29 protein-coding genes are annotated in these 26,773 nt (G+C 63.2%); 10 read left to right on the top strand and 19 right to left on the bottom strand.

The window, feature by feature from the left end; translation table 11 throughout:
• Positions 1-58 precede the first annotated feature (58 nt).
• From FFS12_RS17770 to FFS12_RS17780, 3 genes are read right to left on the bottom strand one after another with little or no spacing between them, the layout of a single operon-like run.
• A complete protein-coding gene (locus FFS12_RS17770) occupies positions 59-676 on the bottom strand; it encodes an SOS response-associated peptidase (RefSeq protein ID WP_137888776.1) in 618 nt (205 codons plus the stop codon).
• Positions 677-707: 31 nt separating this feature from the next.
• On the bottom strand, positions 708-968 hold the full coding sequence (locus tag FFS12_RS17775; protein WP_137888778.1) for a putative signal transducing protein: 261 nt from the start codon (positions 966-968) through the stop codon (positions 708-710).
• Positions 968-1,150, bottom strand: coding sequence for a CPXCG motif-containing cysteine-rich protein (locus FFS12_RS17780; RefSeq protein WP_137888780.1), 183 nt, complete (start codon positions 1,148-1,150; stop codon positions 968-970). Before FFS12_RS17780 ends, FFS12_RS17775 begins: the two co-directional genes overlap by 1 nt.
• Before the next feature lie 100 nt (positions 1,151-1,250).
• On the opposite strand from FFS12_RS17780, the gene FFS12_RS17785 reads away from it, so the two are divergent.
• Entirely contained in the window at positions 1,251-2,417 is a 1,167-nt protein-coding gene (locus tag FFS12_RS17785; protein WP_137888782.1) for a 1-acyl-sn-glycerol-3-phosphate acyltransferase, read from the top strand.
• Positions 2,418-2,487: 70 nt separating this feature from the next.
• Here FFS12_RS17785 and FFS12_RS17790 read toward each other — a convergent pair whose 3' ends face one another.
• Positions 2,488-2,775, bottom strand: coding sequence for a hypothetical protein (locus FFS12_RS17790; protein WP_137888878.1), 288 nt, complete (start codon positions 2,773-2,775; stop codon positions 2,488-2,490).
• A 260-nt stretch (positions 2,776-3,035) separates the two neighbouring features.
• Here FFS12_RS17790 and FFS12_RS17795 point away from each other — a divergent pair, with 260 nt between their 5' ends.
• The gene (locus FFS12_RS17795; protein WP_137888783.1) at positions 3,036-3,242 is read left to right on the top strand and encodes a hypothetical protein; all 207 of its coding nucleotides are present in this window, start codon (positions 3,036-3,038) and stop codon (positions 3,240-3,242) included.
• 83 nt (positions 3,243-3,325) lie between these two features.
• On the opposite strand, the gene FFS12_RS17800 is transcribed toward FFS12_RS17795, so the two are convergent.
• Entirely contained in the window at positions 3,326-3,910 is a 585-nt protein-coding gene (locus FFS12_RS17800) for a YajG family lipoprotein (protein ID WP_137888785.1), read from the bottom strand.
• Between the two features lie 428 nt (positions 3,911-4,338).
• Between FFS12_RS17800 and mqo the strand changes: the two genes are divergently transcribed.
• Positions 4,339-5,925, top strand: a complete 1,587-nt coding sequence (mqo, locus tag FFS12_RS17805; protein WP_372239482.1) for a malate dehydrogenase (quinone) — start codon at positions 4,339-4,341, stop codon at positions 5,923-5,925.
• A 63-nt stretch (positions 5,926-5,988) separates the two neighbouring features.
• Here mqo and FFS12_RS17810 read toward each other — a convergent pair whose 3' ends face one another.
• From FFS12_RS17810 to FFS12_RS17820, 3 genes are all read right to left on the bottom strand, one after another.
• Complete coding sequence (locus tag FFS12_RS17810; RefSeq protein WP_137888789.1) at positions 5,989-6,417, bottom strand: VOC family protein; 429 nt, start codon at positions 6,415-6,417, stop codon at positions 5,989-5,991.
• Between the two features lie 114 nt (positions 6,418-6,531).
• Positions 6,532-6,819 (bottom strand): PA4642 family protein, encoded by a 288-nt coding sequence (locus FFS12_RS17815; protein ID WP_137888791.1) that lies wholly within the window; start codon positions 6,817-6,819, stop codon positions 6,532-6,534.
• 73 nt (positions 6,820-6,892) lie between these two features.
• Positions 6,893-7,381: a hypothetical protein gene (locus FFS12_RS17820; protein ID WP_137888793.1), complete on the bottom strand. Its 489-nt coding sequence runs from the start codon at positions 7,379-7,381 to the stop codon at positions 6,893-6,895.
• Positions 7,382-7,506: 125 nt separating this feature from the next.
• Here FFS12_RS17820 and dauA point away from each other — a divergent pair, with 125 nt between their 5' ends.
• The gene (dauA, locus tag FFS12_RS17825; protein WP_137888795.1) at positions 7,507-9,231 is read left to right on the top strand and encodes a C4-dicarboxylic acid transporter DauA; all 1,725 of its coding nucleotides are present in this window, start codon (positions 7,507-7,509) and stop codon (positions 9,229-9,231) included.
• Between the two features lie 100 nt (positions 9,232-9,331).
• On the opposite strand, the gene FFS12_RS17830 is transcribed toward dauA, so the two are convergent.
• The gene (locus tag FFS12_RS17830; RefSeq protein ID WP_137888797.1) at positions 9,332-9,808 is read right to left on the bottom strand and encodes a WbuC family cupin fold metalloprotein; all 477 of its coding nucleotides are present in this window, start codon (positions 9,806-9,808) and stop codon (positions 9,332-9,334) included.
• Positions 9,808-10,365 carry a hypoxanthine-guanine phosphoribosyltransferase gene (locus FFS12_RS17835; protein ID WP_137888798.1) on the bottom strand — a complete coding sequence of 186 codons (558 nt, stop codon included), beginning with the start codon at positions 10,363-10,365 and terminating at the stop codon, positions 9,808-9,810. Before FFS12_RS17835 ends, FFS12_RS17830 begins: the two co-directional genes overlap by 1 nt.
• Positions 10,366-10,559: 194 nt before the next feature.
• On the opposite strand from FFS12_RS17835, the gene upp reads away from it, so the two are divergent.
• The gene (gene upp, locus FFS12_RS17840) at positions 10,560-11,198 is read left to right on the top strand and encodes a uracil phosphoribosyltransferase (RefSeq protein WP_137888799.1); all 639 of its coding nucleotides are present in this window, start codon (positions 10,560-10,562) and stop codon (positions 11,196-11,198) included.
• 2 nt (positions 11,199-11,200) lie between these two features.
• Entirely contained in the window at positions 11,201-12,475 is a 1,275-nt protein-coding gene (locus FFS12_RS17845; protein ID WP_137888800.1) for a uracil-xanthine permease family protein, read from the top strand.
• Positions 12,476-12,537: 62 nt separating this feature from the next.
• Here FFS12_RS17845 and FFS12_RS17850 read toward each other — a convergent pair whose 3' ends face one another.
• From FFS12_RS17850 to FFS12_RS17860, 3 genes are all read right to left on the bottom strand, one after another.
• Positions 12,538-13,935 carry an MFS transporter gene (locus FFS12_RS17850; RefSeq protein WP_137888801.1) on the bottom strand — a complete coding sequence of 466 codons (1,398 nt, stop codon included), beginning with the start codon at positions 13,933-13,935 and terminating at the stop codon, positions 12,538-12,540.
• 154 nt (positions 13,936-14,089) lie between these two features.
• Complete coding sequence (gene hemH / locus FFS12_RS17855; RefSeq protein WP_137888802.1) at positions 14,090-15,115, bottom strand: ferrochelatase; 1,026 nt, start codon at positions 15,113-15,115, stop codon at positions 14,090-14,092.
• 158 nt (positions 15,116-15,273) lie between these two features.
• Positions 15,274-16,176 carry a TIGR01777 family oxidoreductase gene (locus FFS12_RS17860; protein WP_137888803.1) on the bottom strand — a complete coding sequence of 301 codons (903 nt, stop codon included), beginning with the start codon at positions 16,174-16,176 and terminating at the stop codon, positions 15,274-15,276.
• A 193-nt stretch (positions 16,177-16,369) separates the two neighbouring features.
• Here FFS12_RS17860 and FFS12_RS17865 point away from each other — a divergent pair, with 193 nt between their 5' ends.
• The 3 genes from FFS12_RS17865 to FFS12_RS17875 all read left to right on the top strand — a co-directional run bounded on the left by FFS12_RS17865 (position 16,370) and on the right by FFS12_RS17875 (position 19,314).
• Positions 16,370-17,356, top strand: a complete 987-nt coding sequence (locus FFS12_RS17865; RefSeq protein ID WP_137819953.1) for an NAD(P)/FAD-dependent oxidoreductase — start codon at positions 16,370-16,372, stop codon at positions 17,354-17,356.
• Between the two features lie 75 nt (positions 17,357-17,431).
• Positions 17,432-18,880 (top strand): deoxyribodipyrimidine photo-lyase, encoded by a 1,449-nt coding sequence (gene phrB / locus FFS12_RS17870; RefSeq protein ID WP_137888804.1) that lies wholly within the window; start codon positions 17,432-17,434, stop codon positions 18,878-18,880.
• A 113-nt stretch (positions 18,881-18,993) separates the two neighbouring features.
• Entirely contained in the window at positions 18,994-19,314 is a 321-nt protein-coding gene (locus tag FFS12_RS17875) for a YkgJ family cysteine cluster protein (protein ID WP_137888806.1), read from the top strand.
• Between the two features lie 61 nt (positions 19,315-19,375).
• On the opposite strand, the gene FFS12_RS17880 is transcribed toward FFS12_RS17875, so the two are convergent.
• From FFS12_RS17880 to hemA, 6 genes are all read right to left on the bottom strand, one after another.
• Entirely contained in the window at positions 19,376-19,888 is a 513-nt protein-coding gene (locus FFS12_RS17880; RefSeq protein WP_137888808.1) for an acyloxyacyl hydrolase, read from the bottom strand.
• 104 nt (positions 19,889-19,992) lie between these two features.
• Positions 19,993-20,787 (bottom strand): glutamate racemase, encoded by a 795-nt coding sequence (gene murI / locus FFS12_RS17885; RefSeq protein WP_137888810.1) that lies wholly within the window; start codon positions 20,785-20,787, stop codon positions 19,993-19,995.
• Entirely contained in the window at positions 20,780-21,535 is a 756-nt protein-coding gene (locus FFS12_RS17890; RefSeq protein ID WP_137888880.1) for a molybdopterin-synthase adenylyltransferase MoeB, read from the bottom strand. Before FFS12_RS17890 ends, murI begins: the two co-directional genes overlap by 8 nt.
• A 7-nt stretch (positions 21,536-21,542) precedes the next feature.
• Entirely contained in the window at positions 21,543-22,376 is an 834-nt protein-coding gene (gene prmC / locus FFS12_RS17895; protein ID WP_137888812.1) for a peptide chain release factor N(5)-glutamine methyltransferase, read from the bottom strand.
• Position 22,377: 1 nt separating this feature from the next.
• A complete protein-coding gene (gene prfA, locus FFS12_RS17900) occupies positions 22,378-23,460 on the bottom strand; it encodes a peptide chain release factor 1 (protein ID WP_137888814.1) in 1,083 nt (360 codons plus the stop codon).
• Entirely contained in the window at positions 23,457-24,734 is a 1,278-nt protein-coding gene (hemA, locus tag FFS12_RS17905; RefSeq protein WP_137888816.1) for a glutamyl-tRNA reductase, read from the bottom strand. Before hemA ends, prfA begins: the two co-directional genes overlap by 4 nt.
• 306 nt (positions 24,735-25,040) lie before the next feature.
• On the opposite strand from hemA, the gene FFS12_RS17910 reads away from it, so the two are divergent.
• Positions 25,041-26,771, top strand: coding sequence for a tetratricopeptide repeat protein (locus tag FFS12_RS17910; RefSeq protein ID WP_137888818.1), 1,731 nt, complete (start codon positions 25,041-25,043; stop codon positions 26,769-26,771).
• Positions 26,772-26,773 lie beyond the last annotated feature (2 nt).

Genomic DNA, 26,773 nt, shown 5'->3' on the forward strand with positions numbered 1-26,773 from the left:
ACGCAGTATCGGGGCTTCAGGCGCCGAAATTGACTAATGGAACTAGCCACACAGGCCACTAGGCCGGGGTCAGACACTCCGGCCCGTCCAGCTTCGGATCATTCACCAAGTTCGCTAACACCCGCTCGCGCAGCGCGGGCTGTGCCTGACACAGCAGCGCCTGCAAGGCCGGCAGCGGCGTATCGGCCGCCAACCAGAGCTCCTGCCCCGCGGCGTCGAGAATCAAGGGGCGACGCTGACTGGCGGCGGCCTGGGTCACCACCGCGACGCTCAAATAGGTGTGGCCATCGACCGGATAGGCTTCCCAGACGGCCGCGAAGTACAACGGCGACGCCTCGCTGGTGAGCCAGTAGGGCCGTTTACGGGTGGTGCCGCGCCATTCGTAGAAGCCATTGGCCGGCAACAGACCGCGGCGCAAACGAAAGGCCTCACGGAACATCGGTTGCTCGGCCAGGGTTTCCGCGCGTGCCTGTGCGGGCGTCTTCGACAGATCGGTCAACCACGGCGGAGTCAGCCCCCACCGCGCCCGTGCGGCGCGGCGTTCGCCCTGCACATGGCGCACCAGCAACACCGAGGTGTTCGGCGCAATATTCCAGGCGGCCCGCTGATCCGCGGGAAAGCCAGGGGTAGCCGCTAGCGCAGGGGTCCAGCGGAACAGGGCATAACGTCCACACATCGGGCGGCAAGGCTCATTAACTAAGGGGGGGTCAGCAGAGCAGAATGCCGGAGAAGTTTTCCGGCTCATCGCCCGGCAGCGGCTGCGCGGCATTGTACGCGGCGATCAAACCCCGTGCGTGTTCGGCCTGGTCATTTTCCACCAGCAGCCCGAGCAAACCGCTGACCGGCAGTTCACCCACGGCCCCCAGCAGATCACCGCCGGTGAGATGAGCCGCCACCCCCTCACTGGCCAGCATGCCCTGCAGCAGTTCGGCCTCCAGCAGATCCTGCGGCTCGTAAATGCGCTGCATCAGTCGTTCTCCGTGCGCACATCCAGGGTCCAGTCGACCCCATCGGTGCGCAAATCGAAAAGAATCGGCTGACAACACACCGGGCAGTCCTCGATGTACTGCTGATCGCCGCCCGACAGATCCAGCACCGCCTCGGCCGGCTCACCGCAATAGGGGCACTGATAGTCCTGGGACTCAAGCATCGCGGCCTCCGCTGTGACTTGTAGGTATAATCGCCGGTCTATTGCAGACCCCAGTTTTAGGGGTATTTCCCAACCGCAGCCATTTCCAGAACAAGAGAGCATGATGGGCGAATTCGATGCCATCCGACCGTACGCCGACGCTGAAGTCCCTGCCGTTCTGGCGCGCCTATTGGCGGATAAGGCTTTTCTCGAGATCCTCACGCACTTTCGCTTCCCGCGCGTGGCCCGCCACTTCGGCTGGCTGCTTAAACCTCTTATAGCTCATCGCCTGCGCCGTGAGTTCGACGGAGTCGCTTCTGTCGCGGCGCTGCAGGACAAGGTCGCGCACTACGTCGACCGCACCATCGAGCACGCCACCGACGGCGTCACCTATTCCGGGGTCGAGCACCTCAAGAGTGGCAGCGCCTATCTGTTTCTCGCCAACCATCGCGACATCGTCATGGACCCGGCCTTCGTCAATTACGCGGTGTACCACGCCGGCCTGCCCACGCCGCGCATCGCGATCGGCGACAACCTGCTGCAAAAACCCTTCGTCAGCGATCTGATGCGCCTGAACAAGAGCTTTATCGTGCACCGCTCATTGAGCGGGCGGCGCGAGAAGCTGGCGGCCTATCAACTGCTCTCGGCCTATATCAACCACTCGCTCCGCAACGATTGCCAGTCGATCTGGATCGCCCAGGCCGAAGGCCGCGCCAAAGACGGCGATGACCGCACCGATTCGGCGATCCTGAAAATGTTCCACATGAGCCGCAAGAGCGAGCCCTTCGCCGCGGTCATTCAGGAACTGAACCTGACCCCAGTGTCGATCAGCTACGAATACGACCCCTGCGACCAGGCCAAGGCCCGCGAGCTGTATATCCGCGCAACGGCAGGCCGCTACGAGAAAGTTGCCGGCGAGGACGACCAGAGCATCGCCCTCGGCATCACCGGCTACAAGGGCCGTGTCCATGTGAACTTCGGCGCGCCGATCAAAGCAGCGTTCGAAGACACCAAGCAGCTGGCCATGGAGATGGATCGCCAGATTCTCTGCGGTTACCGGCTGTTCCCGGTGCATTACCTGGCCTATGCGCTGTGGACCGAACGTGACCCGGCCTTGAGCGTGCCGAGCGCCGCCGAGCTGTTCCCGGCCGCCGAGCTGGCCGCCGCCCAGGCCGAATGGCAGAAACGCCTGGACGCCTGCCCGGTTGAGCAGCAGCCTTATCTGGTCTTGCAGTACGCCAACCCCGTGCGTAACCAGTACCGCATCAAAGCTGGACTGGCGCTGTAAGCCTACAACCAACAAAAACGGCGGCCCCTATGACAGGGTGCCGCCGTTTTTGTTGCTGTCCTTGAGCGGCTCAGAACTGAGTGCTAAACCAGGACACCAACAGCGCAGCCGCCAGGCAAGCGAAACCGAACCCGTTGAAAAACCGATTCAGGCGCTGGGTCGGCTCATCCAGTAACGAGGCCTGCTCATCGCGCTGGCCCAGTTCAGTGTCCGCCGCCAGCTGCGCCACCGCGCGCCGCTCACGCAAACGGGTAGCCACCAGCAACCAGCTGCCGGCAACGGCAAAGAACAGCGCCAAACCATTAATCAGTTGGGCTGGATGGGCAAGCCCCAGGGATAACAACGCCTGCAGCGACATCAATAACCTCTGTTTCAGGTGGCACGCGGCGAATAGCGCAATGCCCTGGATAGACCCGAGCAAGCCCGACATGGGCTCGCTACGGCGGCGGATTCTACCGAAGCCATAGAGCACTGCGCGACGTTTCCGACGAATGCCCGAGCACCTCGCGTCGCACCGCGGCGCAGGCCAGCAAGGCTTCGTGATCAGGTTCCCAGCGTCACGATATCGTCAAACAACTAGGCCAATCTGACACGCCCAACCCTCACCAGGAGCCCAGCATGCTGCATGCCCAGATTCAGGATCCGCTCTACCACATCAGCCCCAGCGACGAGCAGGAAGCGCTGATCGACGGCCTCGCCTTCAACGTGCAGGATCGCCATTGGTTGGTCTATTGCGCCCTTGGCGGCCACGAGCATTACGACCTGCCAGAGATCGACCAACAGACAGGTTTCAGTCTGCCGCAGCTGTACAGCGAAGCGGCCTGAGCAACCGACGAACGCTGCCCGCAACCAACAGCGCACAACAAAAAGCCCGGTTTAAACCGGGCTTTTTCATTACTTCATTGGGCTTACTGCGCCAGCATTTGGCCAATGGTCGGGTCTTTGAAGGCGCGGGTCAGCGCATCGCTGAGCACGTCGCTCACCAGCTTGGTATTGGTCTGCTGGTTCGGCGCCATGCCGAAACGCTGATCCAGCGAAGAGCCGTAACGGCCGCTGTAACGGCGTGTGGCGTTCTGCACATCGGCGCGGAAGGTCGCACTGATGGTTGCCTCAGTCACGTACAGGCCTTCTTTCGGTGACTGGTACTTCAGCTCGGCCAGGGTAATGGTCAACTGCGGCGCGTTATAGGCATTCGGCGACGGGGTGAACCCGAGCAAGCGCACCGCCGCTTCGGCCTGCGCCTGCAACTTGGGCACGATATCCGCGGCAGCGACGCTGATCGCGCTGGTTTCCGGATACAAACCACCGCGGGTACCCAGCAGCGGCGACGGCCGACCATCGACCACCCGCACCACGACCGGCTGACCTTGGCCAACCGCCGTCAGCGGCGTGGTCAGTTGCGGTTGCGGGCTGAGTTGTTGTGGGCTGTGGGCACAGCCGACCAGAGTCAGGCTGGTAACAGCGATCAGACCAAGCAACAGGCGATGCAGCATGCTCATCTCTCCAGAGGGGTGAAACGCCCGATTGGGCCGCTTAAAGTGGCCGGCAGTATAACCAGCGATGTCACGCGCTAACAGGGCTGCTGGGCTGCTACGGCCACACGAATCGCCAGCCAAGCCCGCAGCGCACCAGTCGTCACGCATTCAGCCCGTCGCTAGCCGTTGGCGGCCTGACCGACGGAAGAAGAAAAGTCACGCTAAAAAAGCGACTTTGCCGATTTCGCCGTTATAATCGCGCCCCGATTATAAGGACGTCTCCTGATCGGGCCTCGCAGTTACTCTGATGTGCTCAGCATCAGCCCGCACCGCCCCAGAGAGTCGCCCCCTTCGTGTTGCCTTTTCCGGCTTCGCCTGTCACGCAAAACGTCTGGCAACCCTGCAGCGTATTGCCCCCCAGGTATGCGCCGGTGGCACATGAGCTTTTGAGGTTCACGACTCCAAAAGAGCGTGAAAAAACGGTTTTCACTACTTCACAAGAGTGTGGCGAGCACATGGCGCAAAACGATTACGAGGCTGTCGATGTGGTGCTGGTTGGAGCCGGCATCATGAGTGCGACACTGGCCGTGCTGTTGAAAGAGCTCGACCCCGGCATCAAGCTGGAAGTCGTTGAGTTGCAAGAGTCGGGGGCTATCGAGAGTTCCAACCCTTGGAACAACGCCGGTACCGGGCATGCCGGGCTGTGCGAGCTGAACTACACGCCGGAAGCTGCGGACGGCTCCATCGACATCAAGAAGGCGGTCAGCATCAACACCCAGTTCGAGGTGTCGAAGCAGTTCTGGACCTATCTGATCGAGCAAGGCAGCTTCGGCTCGCCGAAAACCTTCATCAACCCGATACCGCACCTGAGCTTCGTGCAAGGCGACGAGGGCATCGCCTTTCTCAAGACGCGGTTCGCGGCGATGATCAAGCACCATGCCTTCGCCGACATGGAGTACAGCGAAGACCAGGCCACCATGGCCGAGTGGATGCCGTTGATGATGCCCGGCCGCCCGGCCGATGAGCCGATTGCGGCCACCCGCATACTCGCGGGTACCGACGTCAACTTTGGCGCCCTGACCACGCAACTGCTCAAGTACCTGGCCAACAAGTCGGACTGCCAGGTCAAGTACAACAAGAAAGTCACTGGCCTGCAGCGCACCGACAGTGGCTGGCGCGTCAGCATCAAGGACACCCAGAGCGGCAACCTGCGGGAAGTGAACTCGCGCTTCGTCTTCCTCGGCGCGGGCGGCGGCGCCCTGCCGCTGCTGCAGATGTCCGGCATTCCAGAAGGCAAGGGCTTTGGCGGCTTTCCGGTCAGTGGCCAGTGGTTGCGTTGCGATGATCCGGAGATCGTCAAACAACACGAGGCCAAGGTTTACAGCCAGGCCGCGGTCGGTTCGCCGCCGATGTCGGTACCGCACCTGGATACCCGTGTGGTGGACGGCAAGAAGTCCCTGCTGTTCGGGCCCTATGCCGGCTTCAGCACCAAGTTCCTCAAGCACGGTTCCTTCCTCGATCTGCCGCTGTCGATTCGCCCAAGCAACATCGGCCCGATGCTGGCAGTGGCCCGTGACAACTTCGACCTGACCCGCTATCTGGTCAGCGAAGTGATGCAGTCCAGCGAGCAACGCCTGGATGCGCTACGGCGCTTCTACCCGCAGGCCAAAGCCGCCGACTGGCGCCTGGAAGTGGCCGGGCAACGCGTGCAGATCATCAAGAAAGACCCGAAAAAGGGCGGCATCTTGCAGTTCGGCACCGAACTGGTCGCGGCCGAAGACGGCACCATCGCCGCCCTGCTCGGCGCCTCGCCAGGTGCCTCGGTGACGGTGTCGATCATGCTGGAACTGATCGAACGCTGCTTCCCCGAGCAGGTGCGCTCCGCGCAGTGGGCGAGCAAGCTCAAGGAAATGTTCCCGGCCCGGGAGAAGGTGCTGGAAGCCGATGCCGCGCTGTACCGTGAAGTCAGCGCGCGTAGCGATGAGCACCTGGAGTTGACGGTGAAGAGCAACGTTCCAGAGGTTAGCCTCTGAGCCCTAGCCAATCTCTCTCGCTAGAAAAAACCGCCCCTCGGGGCGGTTTTTTTGTGCCTGAGGTTAGGGCAACGAAGTGCCTGGGTCGGCCGCCTCGCAATTAACCATCCAGGCCACGCCGAAGCGATCGGTGAGCATGCCGAAAGCCGACGCCCAAAAGGTTTTCTGCAAAGGCATGCTGACCTGGCCACCCTCGGCCAGGGCAGTAAAAGCCTGCTCGGCCTGCTCCAGGCTATTGGTGCTGATCGACAGATTGAAACCGTTGAACGCCTGGACGCCTGAGCACATGCCATCCGACGCCATCACCTGGCTGCCGCCAATCTGCAGGTTGGCGTGCATCACCTTGTCCGGGTCCGCCTGCGGCATGCCCTCTTGCTCTGGCGCATCCTTGAAGCGCACGAGCATAGTGACTTTCGCGCCCAGCGCCTGGGTATAGAACTGCAAGGCCTCGTCACACCGGCCGTTGAAGAACAGATAGGGTTCGATTCGCATGCTTGCCTCCGAAGCAAATGGCTGTTGCTGGAAGGCTCAGTGTAGAAAAGCGCGGCACACCGCGAAGACAAAAAAGCCCGCCGTGTGACGAGCGGGCTTTTAGCGTCAGGCAGATCAGCCGCGGGCGGCTTTGATCACCTCGATGTAAGGCTCAGCCTGGCGCTGATCCTGGATCAGCGCGATAAAATCCTGGCCCTGTGCATTCTTGGCATTCAGGTCGTAACCGGCGGCCACGAAGAAACCGATAAAACGTTCGAAATCGTCGATACGCAGGCCACGGTAAGCCTTGACCAGCTTGTGCAGGGACGCTGGCGTGTCGTCGCCCGGCTCCACGTCGAGGAACAGTTTGATCGGCTCATCACCAATCTCTTCGCCAATCACCTGCTTCTTGTCTTTACGCATCGTTCACTTCTCTTGACGTAGTGGGGACCAGACATCGCCGGGCCGGCAGTTTACCCCCGCCACGCCCTGGCGCTCAACGCGCGCGCTGTGCGCCGGTATGCAGGTCGGCCCAGACATGCCCATTCGGATAGCTGAGGAACTGGCAATACAGCGTGCCGGTGCGCAGCAGATCGAGCAACAGGCTGTACTGCGCCAAGGGGTAGTTCAGACTGAGCACGCGGGTTTTCGCGTCGTAACTGGGTTTTTTCAGGCTTTTGCCCTCAGCGTCGAAGTGAATCAGCACCTGGCTGACATTCGCCCCCTGGCTGAGCGGCTTGCCTTTCAAGCGCAGCAACACCGGTGAGGTAATCGGAATCGGCTGCTGGCTGGACTGCCGCTGGCTGCCGACCACCACGGAGTATTCGGTGATTTGAATCAGCTGTTGTTGCTCGGGCTGCTCCTGGCGCAAGGCGAGATCATCCGGCGGCAGGAACTGCACGTGCAAGAGTGGAGCGGCGCTGGCAGACAGTGGCAGGCTGCAGGCCACCAGTAACCACGCAATGCAACGGATATAGACAAGCATCGGTAACTCCGGGAAAAATCAGCGAGCCACTCTAGCATGCGACTTTGCCGCGCTCACAGACGACTTAGGTCAGCCACCTTAAGCGCCTGCGGCTCTATACTCCTGGCAATTCCCGTGGAGCCCCTATGGCATTTTCTTTACCCCCGTTATTCGCGGCCTGGCGCCAGACCCGGCGCGCCGGTTACTCATGGCAGGCCCTGCGCGGCGACCTCAGCGCCGGGGTAACGGTCGGGATCATCGCCATCCCGCTGGCCATGGCCCTGGCGATTGCCGTCGGTGTAGCGCCGCAGCACGGCCTGTATACGGTGCTGATCGGCGCGCCCTTGATCGCGCTCAGCGGCGGTTCGCGCTTCAATATCTCCGGGCCGACGGCCGCCTTTGTGGTCATCCTGCTACCGATCACGCAACAGTTCGGGCTTGGCGGCTTGCTCCTCTGCACGCTACTGGCCGGGCTGATCATGATTGCCATGGGCTTGGCGCGGGCTGGCCGGCTGATCCAGTACATCCCCTACCCCGTGACGCTGGGTTTTACCGCCGGCATCGGCATCGTCATTGCCACCTTGCAGTTGAAGGATCTACTTGGCCTCAGCCTGAGCAGCCAACCGCAGAACTATGTGGAACAGCTCGGCCTGCTGGTGCAGGCGCTGCCCAGCATCCAGCTCGGCGATGCCGTGGTCGCGGCAGTCTGCTTGGCGGTTTTAGTCCTCTGGCCGCGCTGGGTGCCCAAGATCCCGGGGCATCTGGTGGCCTTGGCCGCCGGCGCCTTGCTGGGGGTGGCACTGGAGCGTTTCGGCGTGCCGGTGGCGACGCTCGGCGAACGCTTTAGCTACCTGCTGGATGGCGTCAGGCATCCTGGCATCCCACCGTTTCTGCCGAGTTTCGCCTGGCCCTGGCAACTGCCCGGGGCGGATGGCGCGCCGTTGCCACTGTCGTTCGAGCTGATCCGCCAACTGCTCGCCCCGGCGTTTGCCATCGCCATGCTCGGCGCCATCGAGTCACTGCTCTGCGCGGTGGTCGCTGACGGCATGACCGGCAGCAAGCACGACCCGAATGCCGAGCTGATCGGCCAGGGGCTGGGCAATCTGGTTGCGCCGCTGTTCGGCGGGATCACCGCCACCGCCGCAATCGCCCGCAGCGCCGCCAACGTACGCGCCGGTGCCTTCTCACCCCTGGCGGCGATCATTCATGCCAGCGTGGTACTGGTCGCCATCCTGCTGCTCGCGCCTTTATTCAGCTACCTGCCGATGGCCGCGCTGGCGGCATTGCTGCTGATCGTCGCGTGGAATATGAGTGAACCCAGGCATGTCTTGCATACCCTGCGCATTGCCCCGCGCAGCGACGTGCTGGTGCTGCTGACCTGCCTGACTCTCACCGTCCTGTTCGATATGGTGCTGGCGGTGGGTGTCGGTCTACTGCTCGCGGCCGGGCTATTTATCAAGCGCATGAGCGATCTGACCGACACCGAGCCCTTGCCCAAGCATTTCCATCAAGCGCTGCACGATCTGCCTGAGCACATCTTGGCCTATGCCATTCGTGGCCCGCTGTTCTTCGGCGCCGCCGAAAAAGCGCTCAACGTACTGCGCCGCTTTACCCCTGGGGTGCGGGTGGTGATCGTCGAAATGAGCGCGGTGCCGATGCTGGACATGACCGCCCTGGCCGCGCTGGACAATGTGCTGCGCGACTATCGCCACCAGGGTATCGGCCTGGTGCTGGTCGGCACGTCGCCGCGGGTGCGCCTGAAACTCCGCCGTGCGGGGATACACCGCGTCCAGGGGCAGCTGGCGTATGTGCAGGATCTGCAGCAGGCGCGGGAGAAGGCGCTGCGTTGGTTGGATGAAGGCCATAGCTAGGAGCGAGCCCTGCTCGCGATCAGCTTTAAGCTCGGCACACCAACGCTCGCCAACAGCGCTCACGCCTACAGGTCATCGGCAGTGCCCCCAGGCAACCGGCTTAGTCGTTGAACTGCGCACGCATCCAGGCCTGGTAATCGGCAACCCCAGCCTCACCCTCGCGCGGCGCCCACTCTGCCTGCTCGCCGGCGCCAACCGGCCGATAGGGGCCGGCCTTGCATTCGAACAACAGGCTGTCGGCCTCCAGCACCACCAAGGCATGGAACACCCCAGGCGGCAGGTCCACACCCACGCAGTCGCCCCCCGCCTCGAGCACACGCTTGGCCAGCACCTCGCCGCTGTCGCTGAAGAGCAACAGCCCCAAACGCCCCTTGAGCACCAGCAAGGCCTCGGCTTTATCGGCCGAGAGGTGGCGATGCGGCGGGATATAGGTGTGTGGCTGCAAGCCGACCGCCATGCGGTGGCAGGGCTCTTCCATCTGGTGGAAGTTATGGTGCTGACGGCCACGCGGGTTGGCCGCGGCTTTCTGCGCCAGCTCGGCGAACAGCGTCTGGTCGAGGAAACGAGGCTCAGTCATTACAGGCCTTTAACTGCGTAGATGCCTGGCGCATTGCGCCAGTAGCCCTTGTAGTCCATGCCGTAACCGAAGATGTAACGGTCGACGCAAGGCAGACCGACATAGTTGGCTTGCAGGTCCGGGCGCGCCTTACGGTCGTGGGTTTTGTCGATCAGCACGGCGATATGCACGTTGGCCGCGCCCGCATGGCGGCAGAAATCGATGATCGCGCCGAGGGTGTGCCCTTCATCGAGAATGTCGTCGATGATCAGGACATCGCGGTCGATAAAGGACACTTCCGGCTTGGCCTTCCAGAACAGATCGCCGCCGCTGGTTTCATTGCGATAGCGCGTGGCGTGCAGGTAGGACAGCTCCAGCGGGAAATTCAGCTTCGGCAACAGCTTGCCGGAGAAGATCAGACCGCCGTTCATCACGCAGAACACCACCGGATTGCGCTCGGCCAGTTCGGCGTTGATCGCCACGGCGACGCTAGCGATCGCGGCTTCCACTTCGGTTTCGTTGTACAGGCAGTCGGCTTGCGCCATGACTTGACGAATGTGCTCGAGATCGACGGACATGGCGCGCTCCAGGGGCAGTTTAAGAAAAGTGGGCAAAGGTACGCATCCGCCGGCACGACGGCAAGTCCATCCTGACCGGTGCGACAGGTCTTTCCGAGCTATAGGGCTCACTGGCCGCTACACTTGCCCGCCGCTTTGCTGCTAGTACTGTACTTTAGCGAACATTATCCCCAGCCCCGCCGGAGCCCATCCCCATGCCCATCCGTGAGATCCGCCACCCGCTGATCCGCCACAAGCTCGGCCTGATGCGCCGCGCCGATATCAGCACGAAAAATTTCCGCGAACTGGCTCAGGAAGTGGGCGCCCTGCTCACCTACGAGGCCACGCAAGACCTGCCGCTGGAAAGCTACGAGATCCAGGGCTGGTGCGGCAGCGTGCAGGTGGAAAAGATCGCCGGCAAGAAGATCACCGTGGTGCCGATTCTGCGCGCCGGCATCGGCATGCTGGATGGCGTGCTCAGCCTGATTCCCGGCGCCAAGGTCAGCGCCGTGGGCGTCGCGCGTAATGAACAAACCCTGCAAGCGCACACCTACCTGGAAAAACTGGTGCCCGAGATCGACGAGCGCCTGGCGCTGATCGTCGACCCGATGCTGGCCACTGGCGGCTCGATGGTTGCCACCATCGACCTGCTGAAGAAAGCCGGCTGCAAGGAGATCCGCGCCATGGTGCTGGTCGCCGCGCCCGAGGGCATCCAGGCGGTGCAAGCCGCCCACCCGGATGTGCTGATCTTCACCGCCTCCATCGACCAGCGCCTGAACGAACACGGCTACATCATTCCCGGGCTGGGCGATGCCGGCGACAAAATTTTCGGCACCAAGCAAAAGGATGCCTAAGCATGCAGGATGAATTCCACGACCCGCTCTGGCGGCAGGTGCTGTCGGGCGCGCAGATGCTCTTCGTCGCCTTCGGCGCGCTGGTGTTGATGCCGCTGATCACCGGCCTCGACCCGAACGTCGCGCTGTTCACCGCGGGTCTCGGGACTCTCCTGTTCCAACTCGTCACCGGGCGGCAGGTGCCGGTCTTTCTGGCATCGTCCTTTGCCTTTATCACCCCGATCATCCTCGCCAAGGGCCAGTTCGGCCTGGCCGAAACCATGGGCGGCATAGTCGCCGCGGGCTTCGTCTATACCTTCCTCGGCCTCGCGGTGAAGATCAAAGGCACCGGCTTCATCGACCGCCTGCTGCCTCCGGTGGTCATCGGCCCGGTGATCATCGCCATCGGCCTGGCCATGGCGCCGATCGCCGCCAATATGGCGATGGGCAAGAGTGGTGACGGCAGCGAGTTGATCCCCTACCGCACCGCCATGCTGATCTCCATGCCGGCGTTGCTGACCACGCTGATAGTCGCGGTGTTCGGCCGTGGCCTCTTCCGCCTGGTGCCGATCATCTCCGGTGTGCTGGTTGGTTTCGCGCTGGCGTTCTTCTTCGGCGTGGTCGATAGCGCCGCCATCGCCGCGGCGCCCTGGCTGGAGCTGCCGAAGTTCACCGCGCCGGCGTTCAACTGGCAGGCGATTCTGTTTATCGTGCCGGTCGCCCTGGCGCCGGCGATCGAGCACATCGGCGGAGTGATAGCCGTGGGCAGCGTGACCGGCCGTGATTACCTGAAAAAACCCGGCCTGCACCGCACCCTGCTCGGTGACGGTATTGCCACCTCGGTCGCCGGCCTGTTCGGCGGCCCACCGAACACCACCTACGCCGAGGTGACCGGCGCGGTGATGCTGACCAAGAACTACAACCCGAAAATCATGACCTGGGCGGCGATCTTCGCCATCACCCTGGCCTTTATCGGCAAGTTCGGCGCGCTGCTGCAAAGCATCCCGGTACCGGTGATGGGCGGCATTCTCTGCCTGCTGTTCGGCTCCATCGCCGCCGTCGGGATGAACACGCTGATCCGCCACAAGGTCGATCTGGCCGAGGCGCGCAATCTGGTGATCGTCTCCGTGACACTGGTATTCGGCATTGGCGGTGTATTGATCGGCAGCGGCACCGGGCCGGACGACTTCGGCCTGAAGGGCATCGCCCTCTGTGCCATCGTCGCCATCGGCCTCAACCTGCTGTTGCCGGGCAATGACAGCTGGAAGAACAAGGCGCTCGACGAGCAGAAGCGCTGACCTTCCAACCCTAAAAAAGCCCCGCAGTTGCGGGGCTTTTTTATGCTCAAAACCCTTTGATCCTAGATTCCGGCCTGCGCGGAAATGGCGAATGAGGGTGACGACGCACTCTTTGCTGACCCGCCGCCGACAGGCTCGGCCGCCCACTGCTGCAAGCGCACCACGCTGTCACGGTAGGGCTGCAAGCCCTTGTTCAGCAGGTACACCGAACTCAGCACCGCCAGGCTGGTGACCAGCAGAAGCGAATAACGCAGCGCGTTATCGTCGGCGAACACATAGTCGGTCACCAACGCCACCGCCGTCGGGCCGATGCCCAGGCCGATCAGGGTGATGACGAACAGGTAAATCGCCGAGGCCTGGCCACGCATGGAGTTCGGCATGATGTCCTGAATCGCCGCCGGCGCCACGCCGAACGGCATGCTCAGGCAGAACACCGTCGGCGCCATCAGCAGCGCCGCCAGATTGGCGCTGTCCAGCAGCGGGAAGGCCAGCACGAAGGGCAACGCACCCAGCGCCGCATACAGGCCGACGCGCATATTGGCGTCAGTCCGCCCGCGCTTGGCCATCCAATCCGCCAGACGTCCGCCGAAGACGATGCCCAGGCAACCAAAGACCGCGACGATGCCGCCGTAGACCACGCCGACGTGCCCAGCATCCCAGCCATAGGTGCGAATAAAGAACGTCGGGATCCACGCGGCACTGCCGTAACCGGCGAAGGCCAGCCCGGCAAAACCGAAGTTGTGACACAGCACGGTGCGGCGGTTGGCGCGAATGTAACGACCGACCTCGGCCAGCGGCACCGCCACCCCGGCACCCACACCGCGCCGAGCAGGTTCGCGCACGGCCTGCATCATTAAGGTGAAGAGCAAGCCCGCGGCCCCCAGCAGCAAGAAAATCAACTGCCACGGGCGCACTTCACCGAGCACCGGCAGCAGCACATCGCCCTGTGCCGAGGCGAACTTGATCACCAAACCACCGAGCAGGAAGGCCAACCCGGAGCCGAGGTAAACCCCCATCGAATACACACTGATGGCGGTGGCGCGGCGCTCGGCGGGGAAGCTGTCAGCAATCAGCGAATAGGCCGCCGGCGACAACGCCGCCTCACCGACACCCACACCAATCCGGCAGAGCAGAAATTGCCAGTACAGCCTGGCCATGCCGCAGGCCGCGGTCATCGCGCTCCAGAACAGCACGCCGACCGCGATCAAGCCACGCCGGCTTTTGCTATCGGCGAGCCGGCCGAGGGGAATGCCACAAACGGTGTAGAACAGTGCAAAGGACAAGCCCATCAGCAGGCTCATCTGGGTGTCGCTGATCATCAGATCGCGGCGGATTGGCGCGACCAGCAGGTTGAGAATCTGCCGGTCGATAAAGGACAGGACGTACGCCACCATCAGGATGGCGACAGTGCCCCAGGCACGAAGGTTGGAGGGATAACCGACATTATTATTGTTGTTCACTAACGGTCTCCTCGGCGCCGCTTGCGCGACGCGCGACGCGCGACGGTTGAAAGTGAGCGCAGCTTAGCCTCATCAACAACCGTACTTATACTGCCAGGAGAGCGTTATCCATCAAGCGAATGCAGCAAGCGCCCTTGCGCGAATGCCTGGCGAGTCACAGCCCCTGGGGCGCACGCTCGCACAGGGTTTGCAGCGCCGCCACCCAGCGCGGGTGATCGTTCAGGCAGGGCACCAGCACCAGCTCCTCGCCACCGGCCTGCTGAAATTGCTCGAGGCCGCGAATGCCGATTTCTTCCAGGGTCTCGATGCAGTCGGCAACGAACGCCGGGCACATCACCAGGAGTTTTTTCACCCCTTGTCGAGCCAGTTCCTCGAGCCGGGTTTCGGTGTAGGGCTCGATCCACTTGGCCCGGCCCAGGCGCGACTGGAACGACACCGACCACTGTCCGGGCTGCAGGCCCATGCGCTCGGCGAACGCCTGGGCACTGCGCAGGCATTGGGCACGGTAGCAGGTCGCCAGAACTTCCGCCGAGGCCGTGCGGCAGCAATCCGGGCCTTTCAGGCAATGGCTGCCCGCGGGGTCCAGCTTGCGCAGGTGGCGCTCCGGCAAGCCGTGATAACTCAGCAGCAGGTGATCGAAGCCCTGCTCCAGATGCGGCCTGGCGCTTTCCACCAAGGCCTCGAGGTACTCCGGCTGAGCGTAGAACGGCGGCAGGGCGGCAAATTGCAGGTTCAACTTCTGCTCGCGCACCACCCGCTTGGCCTCTTCCAGCACAGTGGTCACGGTGCTGTCGGCGAATTGCGGATACAGCGGCGCCAGCGTCACCCGCTGGATGCCTTGCGCCGCCAGGCAGGTCAGCACGCTCTGGATCGACGGCTCGCCGTAGCGCATCGCCAACTCCACCGGGCCCTGGGTCCAGCTCGCTTGCAGCGCCTCCTGCAAGCGCCGGCTGAGCACCACCAGGGGCGAGCCCTCATCCCACCAGATCGAGGCATAGGCATGGGCCGAAGCCGCCGGGCGCTTGATCAAGATCAGCGACACCAACAGACGCCGCAGCGGCCACGGCAGATCAATCACATAGGGGTCCATCAGGAACTGGTCGAGGTAACTACGTACATCGGCCACTTCGGTAGAAGCCGGCGAACCCAGGTTGACCAGTAGCAACGCGTGATCGGTCATGCAAAATCCCTAAAAGGCTGTTTTTAAATTGTCTACGCATTGGTGATGCTGCGTTAAAAATGGCTTCGGAATGCTCATTTACAGCTCGTAAACTCCGCTTCCTCAGCCATTTTTGCCTTGCCTGACCTTCGCTCGACGATTTTCAAAACAGCCTCTAATCAATGACGGCCCAACAGATCGTTCAGGGCCGAATCCAAATCGCTAAAGCGAAAACTGAAACCCGCCTCACTCAGCCGGGCCGGCAGCGCCCGCTGGCCGCCCAGCAGTAGACCGGACAGTTCCCCCAGGGCCAGGCGCAACACCACCGCCGGCACCGGCAAGCACGCCGGCCGCTGCAGCACACGGCCCAGCGCGCGGCTGAACTCGGCATTGCGCACCGGCTGCGGCGCGCAGGCATTATAAGGACCCTGAGCGCTCTCCTGCCGTAAGAGAAAATCGATCAGGGCGATTTGATCGGCCAGATGAACCCACGACATCCACTGTCGACCATTGCCGATCGGCCCACCCAGGCCAAGCTTGAACGGCGGCAGCAGGCGCTTTAAAAAGCCGCCGTCGTTGGCCAGCACCAGCCCGGTACGCACCAGCACCACGCGCATCCCCAGCGTTGCAGCCCGCTGCGCCGTCTCTTCCCAGGCGCCACACAACTGGCTGGCAAAGTCCTCGCTCACCGGTGCGGTGGATTCGCGCAACTCACGCTCACCCCCATCGCCATACCAACCCACGGCCGAACCGGAAAGCAGCACCCGCGGCCTCTGCGTGCGGCCTGCCAGCCAGCTCAACAGTTGTTCGGTCAAGGTGATCCGGCTAGCCCAGAGCAGTGCCTTGCGCTTGCTGGTCCAGGGCCGATCCGCAATGGGCGCGCCAGCCAGGTTGACCAGCGCATCCAGCGGCTCTTCGGCCAGCTCGTCGAGGCGACCAATCCCGCGCACCTGGGCACCGCAGAGGCTGGCCACACGCTCGGGCGTACGACTCCAGACCGTCAACTGCTGCCCCTGCGCCGCCCAATGACGGCACAGCGCACGGCCGATCAAACCCGTGCCGCCGGTCAGCAATATATGCATGACATCCTCCTCGCCTGGTGCTAAATGAAGATATAGCCCTAGTCTGGTTCATGTCGCGAGCACGTGTCTTTCCTCCAGCCGCGCGCCGTCCTAAAGCAAAGGAGGCGGTTGAACCCGAACCGTTCTATACATAACTACAGCGTACAGGTTCTGTCTAAAGCGTAGCCTGCAGCCCTAGGTAACGAGGTAGACCATGAGTGCACCTATCGCCATTATCGGTACCGGCATCGCCGGACTGTCCGCCGCGCAAGCCCTGCATTCGGCGGGGCAGGCGGTACAGCTGTTCGATAAAAGCCATAGCAGCGGCGGACGCATGGCCAGCAAGCGCAGCGACGCCGGCGCCCTCGACTTGGGCGCGCAATACTTCACCGCCCGCGATCGCCGTTTCCTCGAAGCCGTCCAGCGGTGGCAAACGCGGGGCTGGGTCGCCGAGTGGGCGCCGAGCCTCTACAACTTCAGCGACGGACAGCTCAGCGCCTCGCCAGATGAGCAAGTTCGCTGGGTCGGCACCCCACGCATGAGCGCCATCACCCGCGCCATGCTCGGCGCCCTGCCCATCAACTTCTCCTGCCGTATCACCGAAGTGTTCCGCGGCAAGCAACACTGGAGCCTGCAGGATGCCGAGGGCCAGAGCCATGGCCCCTTCAGTCACGTCATCATCGCCACCCCCGCACCACAAGCCAGTGCCCTGCTGGCCGCCGCCCCGAAGCTGGCCGGCGCCGCCGCCAGCGTCGCCATGGAACCCACCTGGGCCGTCGCACTGGCGTTCGCCAACCCGCTGGAAACGGCGGTCGAAGGCTGCTTTGTCGAGGGTGGCCCGCTCAGTTGGCTGGCGCGCAACCGCAGCAAACCGGGACGCGACACCCACATGGACACCTGGGTGCTACACGCCAGCAGCAACTGGAGCAAACTGCATCTGGACCTGTCTAAGGAAACGGTGATCGAACACTTGCACGGCGCCTTCGCCGAGCTGATCGGCTGCGCCGTGCCCGCCCCCGCCTTCAGCCTGGCCCATCGCTGGCTCTACGCGCGCCCCATCAGCAACCACGAATGGGGCACCCTGGCCGATGCCGACCTGGGCCTGTATGCCTGCGGCGACTGGTGCCTGTCCGGGCGAGTCGAAGGTGCCTGGTTGAGCGGTCAGGAAGCGGCGAAACGCTTGCTCGAACACCTGCAATGAACCGACTTAGCCCGCGCAAGTTGCTGCTGTCCAAATGGGCCGCGGCGCAAGCGGAAAACCGTTAAGAACCGCGTAATGCGCCAATTGATCTGGTTTCGCAGCGATCTGCGCGTGCAGGACAACACCGCCCTGGCCGCGGCCATGGCTGCCGGGCCGACCCTCGCGGTGTTTCTGCTCAGCCCCGGCCAGTGGCAACGCCATGACGATGCGCCGAGCAAGGTCGACTTCTGGCTGCGCAACCTGGTGGAACTGTCCCGCGCCCTGGGCGAGCTGAACGTGCCGCTGCTGATCCGTCAGGCCGACACCTGGAGCGAAGCGCCCAAGCTCATCGCCCGCCTGTGCCAGGAGCAGAAAATCGACTGCGTGCAGGTCAACGAGGAATACGGCAGCCACGAAAGCAGCCGCGACCAGGCGGTGGCCGCAGCACTGGATGCGCTGGGGGTGACTTTTCGCAGCCACCTCGATCAGCTGTTGTTCAAACCCGGCAGCGTGCTGAGCAAATCCGGCGGTTATTTCCAGGTCTACAGCCAGTTTCGCAAGCTCTGTTACAGCCGCCTGCACACGGCCCTGCCCGGCCTGGTGCGCCTGCCATCCGCCCAGGCGCCTTTGGGCCTGGCCAGCGACCCCATTCCCACGGCCGTGGACGGTTTCCCCACCCCCGAGCAAAGCCTGCGCCAGCTCTGGCCAGCGGGCGAAGCGGCGGCCTTGGAACGCTTGCAGCGCTTTGCCGAAGAGCAGATCGGTTTCTACCAGGAGCAGCGCGACCTGCCGGCCAAACCCGGCACCAGCCAGCTGTCGACCTACCTGGCAGCCGGCGTGGTCTCGCCTCGTCAGTGCCTGCACGCCGCCCTGATGATCAACTACGGCGAATTCGAAAGCGGCAATGGCGGTGTGGTCAGCTGGATCAACGAACTGCTCTGGCGCGAGTTCTACAAACACATCCTGGTGGGTTACCCGCGGGTTTCCCGTCATCGCGCCTTCCGCCCGGACACCGAGGCGCTGCCCTGGCGCAATGCCCCGGATGAACTGGCGGCCTGGCAGGAGGGCCGCACCGGCTTCCCACTCATCGACGCGGCCATGCGCCAGTTGCTGGCCACCGGCTGGATGCATAACCGCCTACGCATGGTGGTGGCCATGTTCCTGAGCAAGAACCTGTTGATCGACTGGCGCGAGGGCGAGCGTTTTTTTATGCGCCACCTGATCGACGGCGACCTCGCCGCCAACAACGGCGGCTGGCAATGGAGCGCCTCCACCGGCACCGACTCGGTGCCCTATTTCCGCCTCTTCAACCCGATCAGCCAGTCGGAGAGATTCGACCCGGACGGCCACTTTATCCGTCACTGGCTGCCGGAATTGGTCGGGCTGAACAACAAGGATCTGAACCATCCTGCGGCCCTGGCTGCGCATGGCGGTGGCCTGTTCGGCGCGCTCGACTACCCGCGACCGATAGTCGATCTGCAGCAGAGCCGCGAGCGCGCGCTGGCGGCGTTCAAGCACCTGGCGAAGCTTGCACCGGTCTGCTGACTCGCCTTCATTCAAAACTGCACGGCGAGCAATAACGATGATCGACGCCCGTCCGACAAGCGCTGGTCAGTTGGACAACACCGCCGCTGGCGGCTGGCTTACACTGCCGGCCTATGACTACCGACTCCAACCAGATCCCGCTGACCACCCTCGAGCCCGAGCCGGCCGTGACCTGCTCCACCTGCGCGGCCTGCTGCTGCCAGTTGGAAGTCATCCTGCTCACCGACACCGGCGTGCCCGACCGCTATATCGACACCGATGAGTGGGGCGGCGACGTCATGGCTCGACTCGATGATGGCTGGTGCATCGCCCTCGACCGCGACACCATGCTCTGCAGCATCTATGAGAATCGCCCCTGGGTCTGCCGCGAGTTTGAAATGGGCTCAGCCGAGTGCCTGGAAGAACGCAGCGGCCTGTCGACGATTTATCGCTAAACGCTGCCGCATTCAGGAATAAAAAAACCGGGTCCTGGCCCGGTTTTTGTTTCCCTGCGCCTTAAAACGAGAGGCGGTAATGCAGGGTATAGGTCTCTACCCCATCGTTCGGGCTCTGCAAGCCGGCGTTGGAGTAGTGCATCGCCCGAATCCCCACTTCCTGACCGGCAAAGCGTAGGCCGGCGCCGATCCGATCCTCAAACTGGAAGGCGGAGCCCAACTGCTTGTCTTCCACCTCGGTATTGGCGAACAAGGCCACCCCGATGCCGGCCTCGACATAGGGCTTCACGCTTTCGCCGGCGAACTCGTAGACGAATACCGGAGCAAACGACAGGCTGTGGTTACTCGCGGCCTCGTCGCCATCCCAATAGGTGTAAGCGGCATCCCAGTAACCCGTCAGGCGACCCACATCGCTCTGGAACCAGTTGCTGGCAAACTCGAATTGCGTACCCAGGCGATAGACCATGGTCGACTCACCCGTCTGGCCTATAGCCACGCTGACATCGGCCGCCTGCGCCGACAGGACGCCCCCCAAGGAAAGGGCTGCAACCGCAACCAAAGAAAACAATTTCATGGCAACTTCCTTTTTGTATGGTTGGCAAAGAAGAATCTGCGTTCTAAATCCGAGTATAGAAATCTTTGTTCTAAAGGAAAGCCGACAAACCCATCAAACGTTGCTTAGCGCAGTAACGCCTCTACCGGCGCCGGCTCGCCCCACAGGACCGGCAATACCCGCAACAGCTGCGTCGGCTCACCGCTCGACCAGAAGCGTCCGGCCTGCGCCGGGCCCTGCGCCAGCAACTCACGCTCAGCGAGCAGGCCCCGCAAATGTCGCGCCACCGCCGCACCGGTGTCGATCAGGCTGACCGATTCCGGCACCAATTGGCGCAGCAGCGGCTTGATGAAGGGGTAGTGGGTGCAGCCGAGGATCAGCGTGTCGCAGCCCTCGGCCAACAACGGCTCGACCAAGCCTTGGAGCAATTCGCGAGTTGCCCAGCCATCCAGCTCGCCGGCTTCGATGCGCTCGACCAGACCCGGGCAGGGCTGGGTGATCACCCGCACATCGCTGGCGAAGCGATCGAGCAAAGCGGCGAACTTGGCGCTCTGCAAGGTGCCGGTGGTCGCCAGCACTCCGACCACACCGCTCTGGGTCGCAGCCGCAGCCGGCTTGACCGCAGGCTCCATGCCGATGATCGGCAATTGCGGGTAACGCGCACGCAATTCGGCGATGCCCGCCGCGGTCGCGGTATTGCAGGCCAACACCAAGGCCTTTGCGCCCTGCTCCAGGAGGAACTCGGCGATGACCCCACTGCGTTCGCGGATAAACTCCGGGCTCTTCTCGCCGTAGGGCACGTGACCGCTGTCGGCGACATACAGCAAGGATTCCTCAGGCAGGCACGCGCGAATCTCGCGCAGCACGGAAAGCCCGCCGACCCCGGAATCGAAGACGCCAATCGGCGCGGACTTAAGCATGCGCAGCGCCACACACCGCGCAGGCCGGGTCGCGTTTGACCCGCAACTCGCGGAAACGCGTGCCCAAGGCATCGATCAGCAGCAAGCGGCCAATCAACGGTTCACCAAAACCGGCGAGCAATTTCAGCGCCTCCAGCGCCTGCAACGAGCCGACCAGGCCCACCAACGGCCCGGCTACCCCGGCCTCACTGCAGGTCAATTCGGCCTCGCTGCCGTGGCCATACAAGCAGTGGTAACAGGGGCTATCGGCGCGCCGCGGATCGAACACCGAAAGCTGGCCTTCCAGACGGATCGCCGCACCACTGACCAGTGGTTTTTTCGCCGCGACGCAGCTGGCATTGACCGCCTCACGGGTGCCGAAGTTGTCCGAGCAATCCAGCACCAGATCCACCGCCGCCACGGCCGCGGCCAGGGAGTCCTGGTCCAGCGCGACGCGATGGGCACGTAACTGGACTTCAGGATTGAGCGCCGCCAGCCGGCTGATCATCGAGTCGACCTTGCTCTGGCCGATACTCGCGGTGTCATGGGCAATTTGCCGCTGCAGGTTGGTCAGGTCGACCCTGTCGAAGTCTGCCAGGTGCAGCTCACCGATACCCGCCGCCGCCAGATACAGCGCGACGGGCGAACCAAGGCCGCCCAGACCGACGATCAAGACCCGGCTCTGTTTCAGCCGCAGCTGACCGTCGATATCGATTTGCGCCAGCAGTATCTGCCGGCTGTAGCGCAGCAGTTCCTGGTCGCTGAGCAGGGTTTCATCATTCATTGCCATAACGCCCCAGGCTGATCCGTTCGTGGCCGCCGAGATCGCGGCGGCTCTCTACTGCGCTGAAACCTTGCGCCGTCAGCAGCGCGCGAACTGCGGCCGCCTGCTCGAAACCGTGCTCCAGCAGCAACCAGCCGCCCACTTCGAGATAGTCGGGCGCCTGCTGAATGATCGCGCGGATATCGTCCAACCCGTCGACGCCGGCCACCAGCGCGCTGGCCGGCTCGAAACGCACATCGCCGGCGGCCAGGTGCTGGTCACCCGCGGCAATATACGGCGGGTTGCTGACGATCAGTTGAAAACGCTGACCGGCCAGGGCGCTAAACCAGTGACTTTCGCGGAACAGCGCGTTGCGCAACTGCAGCCGGGCGCGATTGCGTTCGGCCAGGCTGACCGCCTCGGCCACCCGATCGACCCCGGTGACACTCCAGCCCGGCCGCTCGTGGGCCAATGCCAACGCGATGGCCCCGGTGCCGGTACCCAAATCCAAGACCCGAGCCGGCGTCTGCGGCAACAACGCCAGTGCAGTCTCCACCAGCAATTCGGTATCCGGGCGGGGAATCAAGGTGTGCGCAGCGACTTCCAGATTCAGACTCCAGAAGCCCTGTTGGCCGAGGATATAGGCCACCGGCTCGCCGCTGCGGCGGCGCTGCAGATCGGCGCCAAAACGCTCGGCCAGCTCACTCGGCACTTCGCGGTCCGGCCAGGTATGCAGGTAGCTGCGCGACTTGCCGAGTACCGCGGCGAGCAGCAACTCGGCATCCAGCCGCGCGCTCGGCGAGTCCGGCAGCTCGGCGTCAGACAGCAGCATGCCGATGGTGGCCATCTCAGTCTCCGAGGGCGGCCAACTGGTCGGCCTGGTATTCGCTGAGCAGTGGCTCGATCACCGCGTCGACGCCACCGGCCAGCACCTCGTCCAGGCAATAGAGGGTCAGGTTGATGCGGTGATCGGTGACCCGCCCTTGCGGGAAGTTGTAGGTACGGATGCGCTCGGAGCGATCGCCGGAACCGACCAGCAGTTTGCGCGTATCGGAAATTTCCTTGTGCGCCGCGGCCTCTTGCCGGTCGTTCAGCTTGGCCGACAGCCAGGCCATGGCCTTGGCGCGGTTCTTGTGCTGCGAGCGCTCTTCCTGGCATTCGACGACTATGCCAGAGGGCATGTGGGTAATGCGGATGGCCGAGTCGGTCTTGTTCACGTGCTGACCACCCGCCCCCGAGGAGCGGTAGGTGTCCACGCGCAGATCGGCGGGGTTGATCTCGATCGCCTGCTGCTCATCCGGCTCGGGCAACACCGCGACGGTGCAGGCCGAGGTGTGGATGCGGCCCTGGGATTCGGTTTCCGGCACGCGCTGCACGCGGTGGGCGCCGGACTCGAACTTCAGCTTGGCATAGACGTTATCGCCTTCGACACGGGCGATGACCTCTTTATAGCCGCCGTGCTCGCCAAGATTCTCCGACAGGATCTCGACCCGCCAGCCACGCCGCTCGGCATAGCGTGAATACATGCGGAACAGGTCGCCGGAGAAGATCGCCGCCTCGTCGCCACCGGTGCCGGCGCGCACTTCGAGGAAGACGTTACGCCCGTCATTCGGGTCCTTCGGCAACAGCATGCGCTGCAGACGAGCCTCCAGTTCGAGCAGTTGTTCCTTGCCCTGGGCAACCTCCTCCTCGGCCATCTCGCGCAGGTCGGGGTCGCTGTCTTTGAGCAGCACCTGGGCCCCGTCCATGTCAGCCTGCACCTTGCGGAACTCTTGAAAGGCCCGAACCACCGGTTCAACTTCGGCGTACTCCTTGGAATACGCGCGAAACTTGTTTTGGTCACCGATCACCTCGGCATCCCCGAGCAGCGCCGTGAGTTCCTCGAAACGGTCGTGGAGAATGTCCAGTTTGTTCAGCAGTGAAGCTTTCATTGCGGGGGTTTATCCGTCGTACCCTCGTCGAGGGCAAAGAGTTCCTGGGCCACGGCCAGCGCGTCGATGCGGCCGTCGGCGGAGAGTTTTTTCAGCTGCACGCTGGGGGCATGCAGCAGTTTATTGGTCAGGCCGCGCGCCAGCAGCGCCAACACCTCGTCGGCCGAGTTGCCGTTGGCCAGCAGGCGCTGCGCCTTGGCCAATTCCTCGTCGCGCAGGCGCTCGGCCTGTTGCCGATAGGCCTTGAGCACATCCACCGCGGCCAGTTCGCGCAGGCGCAGCATGAAGTCGTCGGCCCCGGCGGCGACCAGTTCTTCCGCAGCCTGGGCGGCACCCTGGCGACTCTTGAGGTTTTCCGCGATGACTTCGTGCAGATCATCGACACTGTACAAATAGACGTCATCCAGCTCGCCGACTTCCGGCTCGATATCGCGCGGCACGGCGATGTCGACCATAAAAATCGGTTTGTGCTTGCGCAGCCTCAGCGCGCTCTCGACCGCGCCCTTGCCGAGAATCGGCAGCTGGCTGGCGGTGGAGCTGATGACGATATCGCTGTTGACCAGTTCGTGAGGTATTTCCGCGAGCAGCACCGCATGGGCGCCGAACTGTTCCGCCAACTGACTGGCGCGCTCTAGGGTGCGGTTGGCCACGACAATCCGTTTGACACCCTGCTCATGCAGGTGCCGCGCGACCAAGGTGATGGTCTCGCCGGCGCCAATCAGCAGCGCCTGGCTGCGATGCAGATCACTGAAGATCTGCTTGGCCAGGCTGACCGCGGCGAAAGCCACCGACACCGGGTTCTCGCCAATCGCGGTATCGGTCCGCACCAGCTTGGCGGTGCTGAAGGTCGCCTGGAATAACCGCCCCAGCAATGGGCCAACGGTGCCGGCCTCGCGCGCCACAGCGTAAGCGGACTTCATCTGCCCGAGAATCTGCGGCTCGCCAAGCACCATGGAATCGAGGCCAGAGGCCACGCGCATCATGTGCCGCACCGCCGAATCGTCCTGATGCACGTAGGCGCAGGCGCGCAGCTCCTCCAGACTGAGCTGGTGGTAATCGGCCAGCCAAGCCAGCACCGCGTCGGCGGTCAGACTGTCCTGTTCGAGATACAGCTCACTGCGGTTGCAGGTCGAGAGGATCGCCGCCTCACGGCTTTCGGTGCGCAGGCACAGCTGCTGCAAGGCCTCAACCAACTGCTCAGGGGTGAAAGCCACGCGTTCGCGGACATCCACCGAGGCGGTTTTGTGATTGATACCGAGGGCAAGAAAGGCCATGCAGGTTCGCTGACGGGTACGGGAAGCCGGCAATTGTCCTACTTCACCAGATTGAGAACAACCACCGCTCATTATTGTCCTAACGTCGGCTGGTGAAATGCAGGCAGAGGTAAAGCGAAGCGAAACGTAGGCTGGCGTAGAGCGAAGCGCAACCCAGCGCTCTTGAAATATTCAAAATCGCTGGGTTTCGGCAAAAGCCGCCTCTACCCAGCCTACGCACTCGCTTCAAACCATAGATAGCCCCATGGGTTTGCCCAACGGCTTGTGTCATGATGATCCGACCGCAGGTAAGTCGCCCTTTCCTCTATGAATAGATCGTTCCCGTTGCTCGCCGCCCTCTTGTTCTTAGGCGGTTGTCAAACACTGAGCCCTTCCGCACCGGACGGCACCCCACCGGTGGAGGACGTCACGCCAGCGCCGGCTCCAGCCAAGCCGCAAGTCTATGGCTCGTTCAGCCAGGAAACGCTGTTCGCCCTGCTCAGCGCCGAGCTGGCCGGGCAACGTAACCGCTTCGATATCGCCCTCGGCAACTATGTACAGCAGGCCAACGCCACTCAGGATGCCGGTGTCGCCGAGCGGGGCTTTCGCATCGCCGAATACCTCGGCGCCGACCAGGCCGCGCTGGATACCGCGCTGATCTGGGCGAAAAACGCCCCGAGCAGCCTCGATGCACAACGCGCCGCGGCGATACAACTGGCCCGCGCGGGGCGCTACGACGAGTCCATGACCTATATGGAGACGGTCCTGCAGGGCCAAGGCGATACGCACTTCGACTTCCTCGCCCTCTCCGCCGCCGAGACCGATCCCGATACGCGCGCCGGCCTGCTGCAAAGCTTCGACCGCCTGCTGCTGAAATACCCGGATAACGGCCAGTTGCTGTTTGGCAAAGCCCTGCTACTGCAACAGGACGGCCACCCGGATACGGCACTCAAACTGCTGGAAGATCAGCCGGCCGGCACCCATGACGTCGCCCCGCTGCTGCTCCGCGCACGCTTGCTACAAGGCCTGAAACGCGGCGACGAGGCCCTGCCGCTGCTGGAAAAAGGCATCAAACAGCACCCGGACGACAAGCGCCTGCGCTTGGCCTACGCCCGCCTGCTGGTCGAGCAGGAGCGCCTGGACGATGCCAAGAGCGAGTTCGCGACCCTGGTGCAGCAGTTCCCGGATGATGACGACCTGCGCTTCTCTTTGGCCCTGGTCTGCCTGGAGGCCGAAGCCTGGCAGGAAGCCATCGCCTATCTGGAAGAGTTGGTGGAGCGCAACAGCCATGTCGACGCCGCCCACTTCAATCTCGGTCGTGCCTACGAGGAACTGGGTAACAAAGACAGCGCCCTGATCGAATACGGTCTGGTCGGCCCCGGCAACGACTACCTACCGGCACAACTACGCCAGAGCGAGATACTGTTCGACAGTGGTCGCGGCGCAGAAGCCTCCAAGCATTTAGCCACGGCCCGCGACAGCCAACCCGACTACGCCATCCAACTCTATCTGATCGAAACCGAAGCGCTGTCCAAACGTGAGCAATACGATGCAGCCTGGCGCGTCATCCAGCAGGCGCTGGAACAGTTTCCGGACGACCTCAACCTGCTCTACACCCGTTCCATGCTGGCGGAAAAGCGCAATGATCTAGGCCAACTGGAGAAGGATCTGCGCTTTATCCTGGCGCGCGAGCCGGACAACGCCATGGCCCTCAACGCCCTCGGCTATACCCTGGCCGATCGCACCACGCGCTATGCCGAAGGCAAAGCCTTGATCGAACAAGCACATCAACTGAGCCCGGACGATCCGGCGATTCTCGACAGCCTCGGCTGGGCGAACTTCCGCCTGGGCAATCTCGATGAAGCTGAACGTTTGCTGCGACAAGCCCTGGAGCGCTACCCCGACGCAGAAGTCGCCGCCCACCTGGGCGAAGTGCTGTGGGCCAACGGCAAACAGCGCGAGGCCCGGCAAGTCTGGGCTAGCGCCCTGAAAGAACAACCCGACAACAGCATCCTGCGCGGCACCCTGCTGCGCCTGACTGGTTCCGAGAAGCTTTAATC

The organism is Pseudomonas sp. 2FE, from assembly GCF_005503735.1.
In the GTDB taxonomy this organism is placed as follows: Bacteria; Pseudomonadota; Gammaproteobacteria; order Pseudomonadales; family Pseudomonadaceae; genus Aquipseudomonas.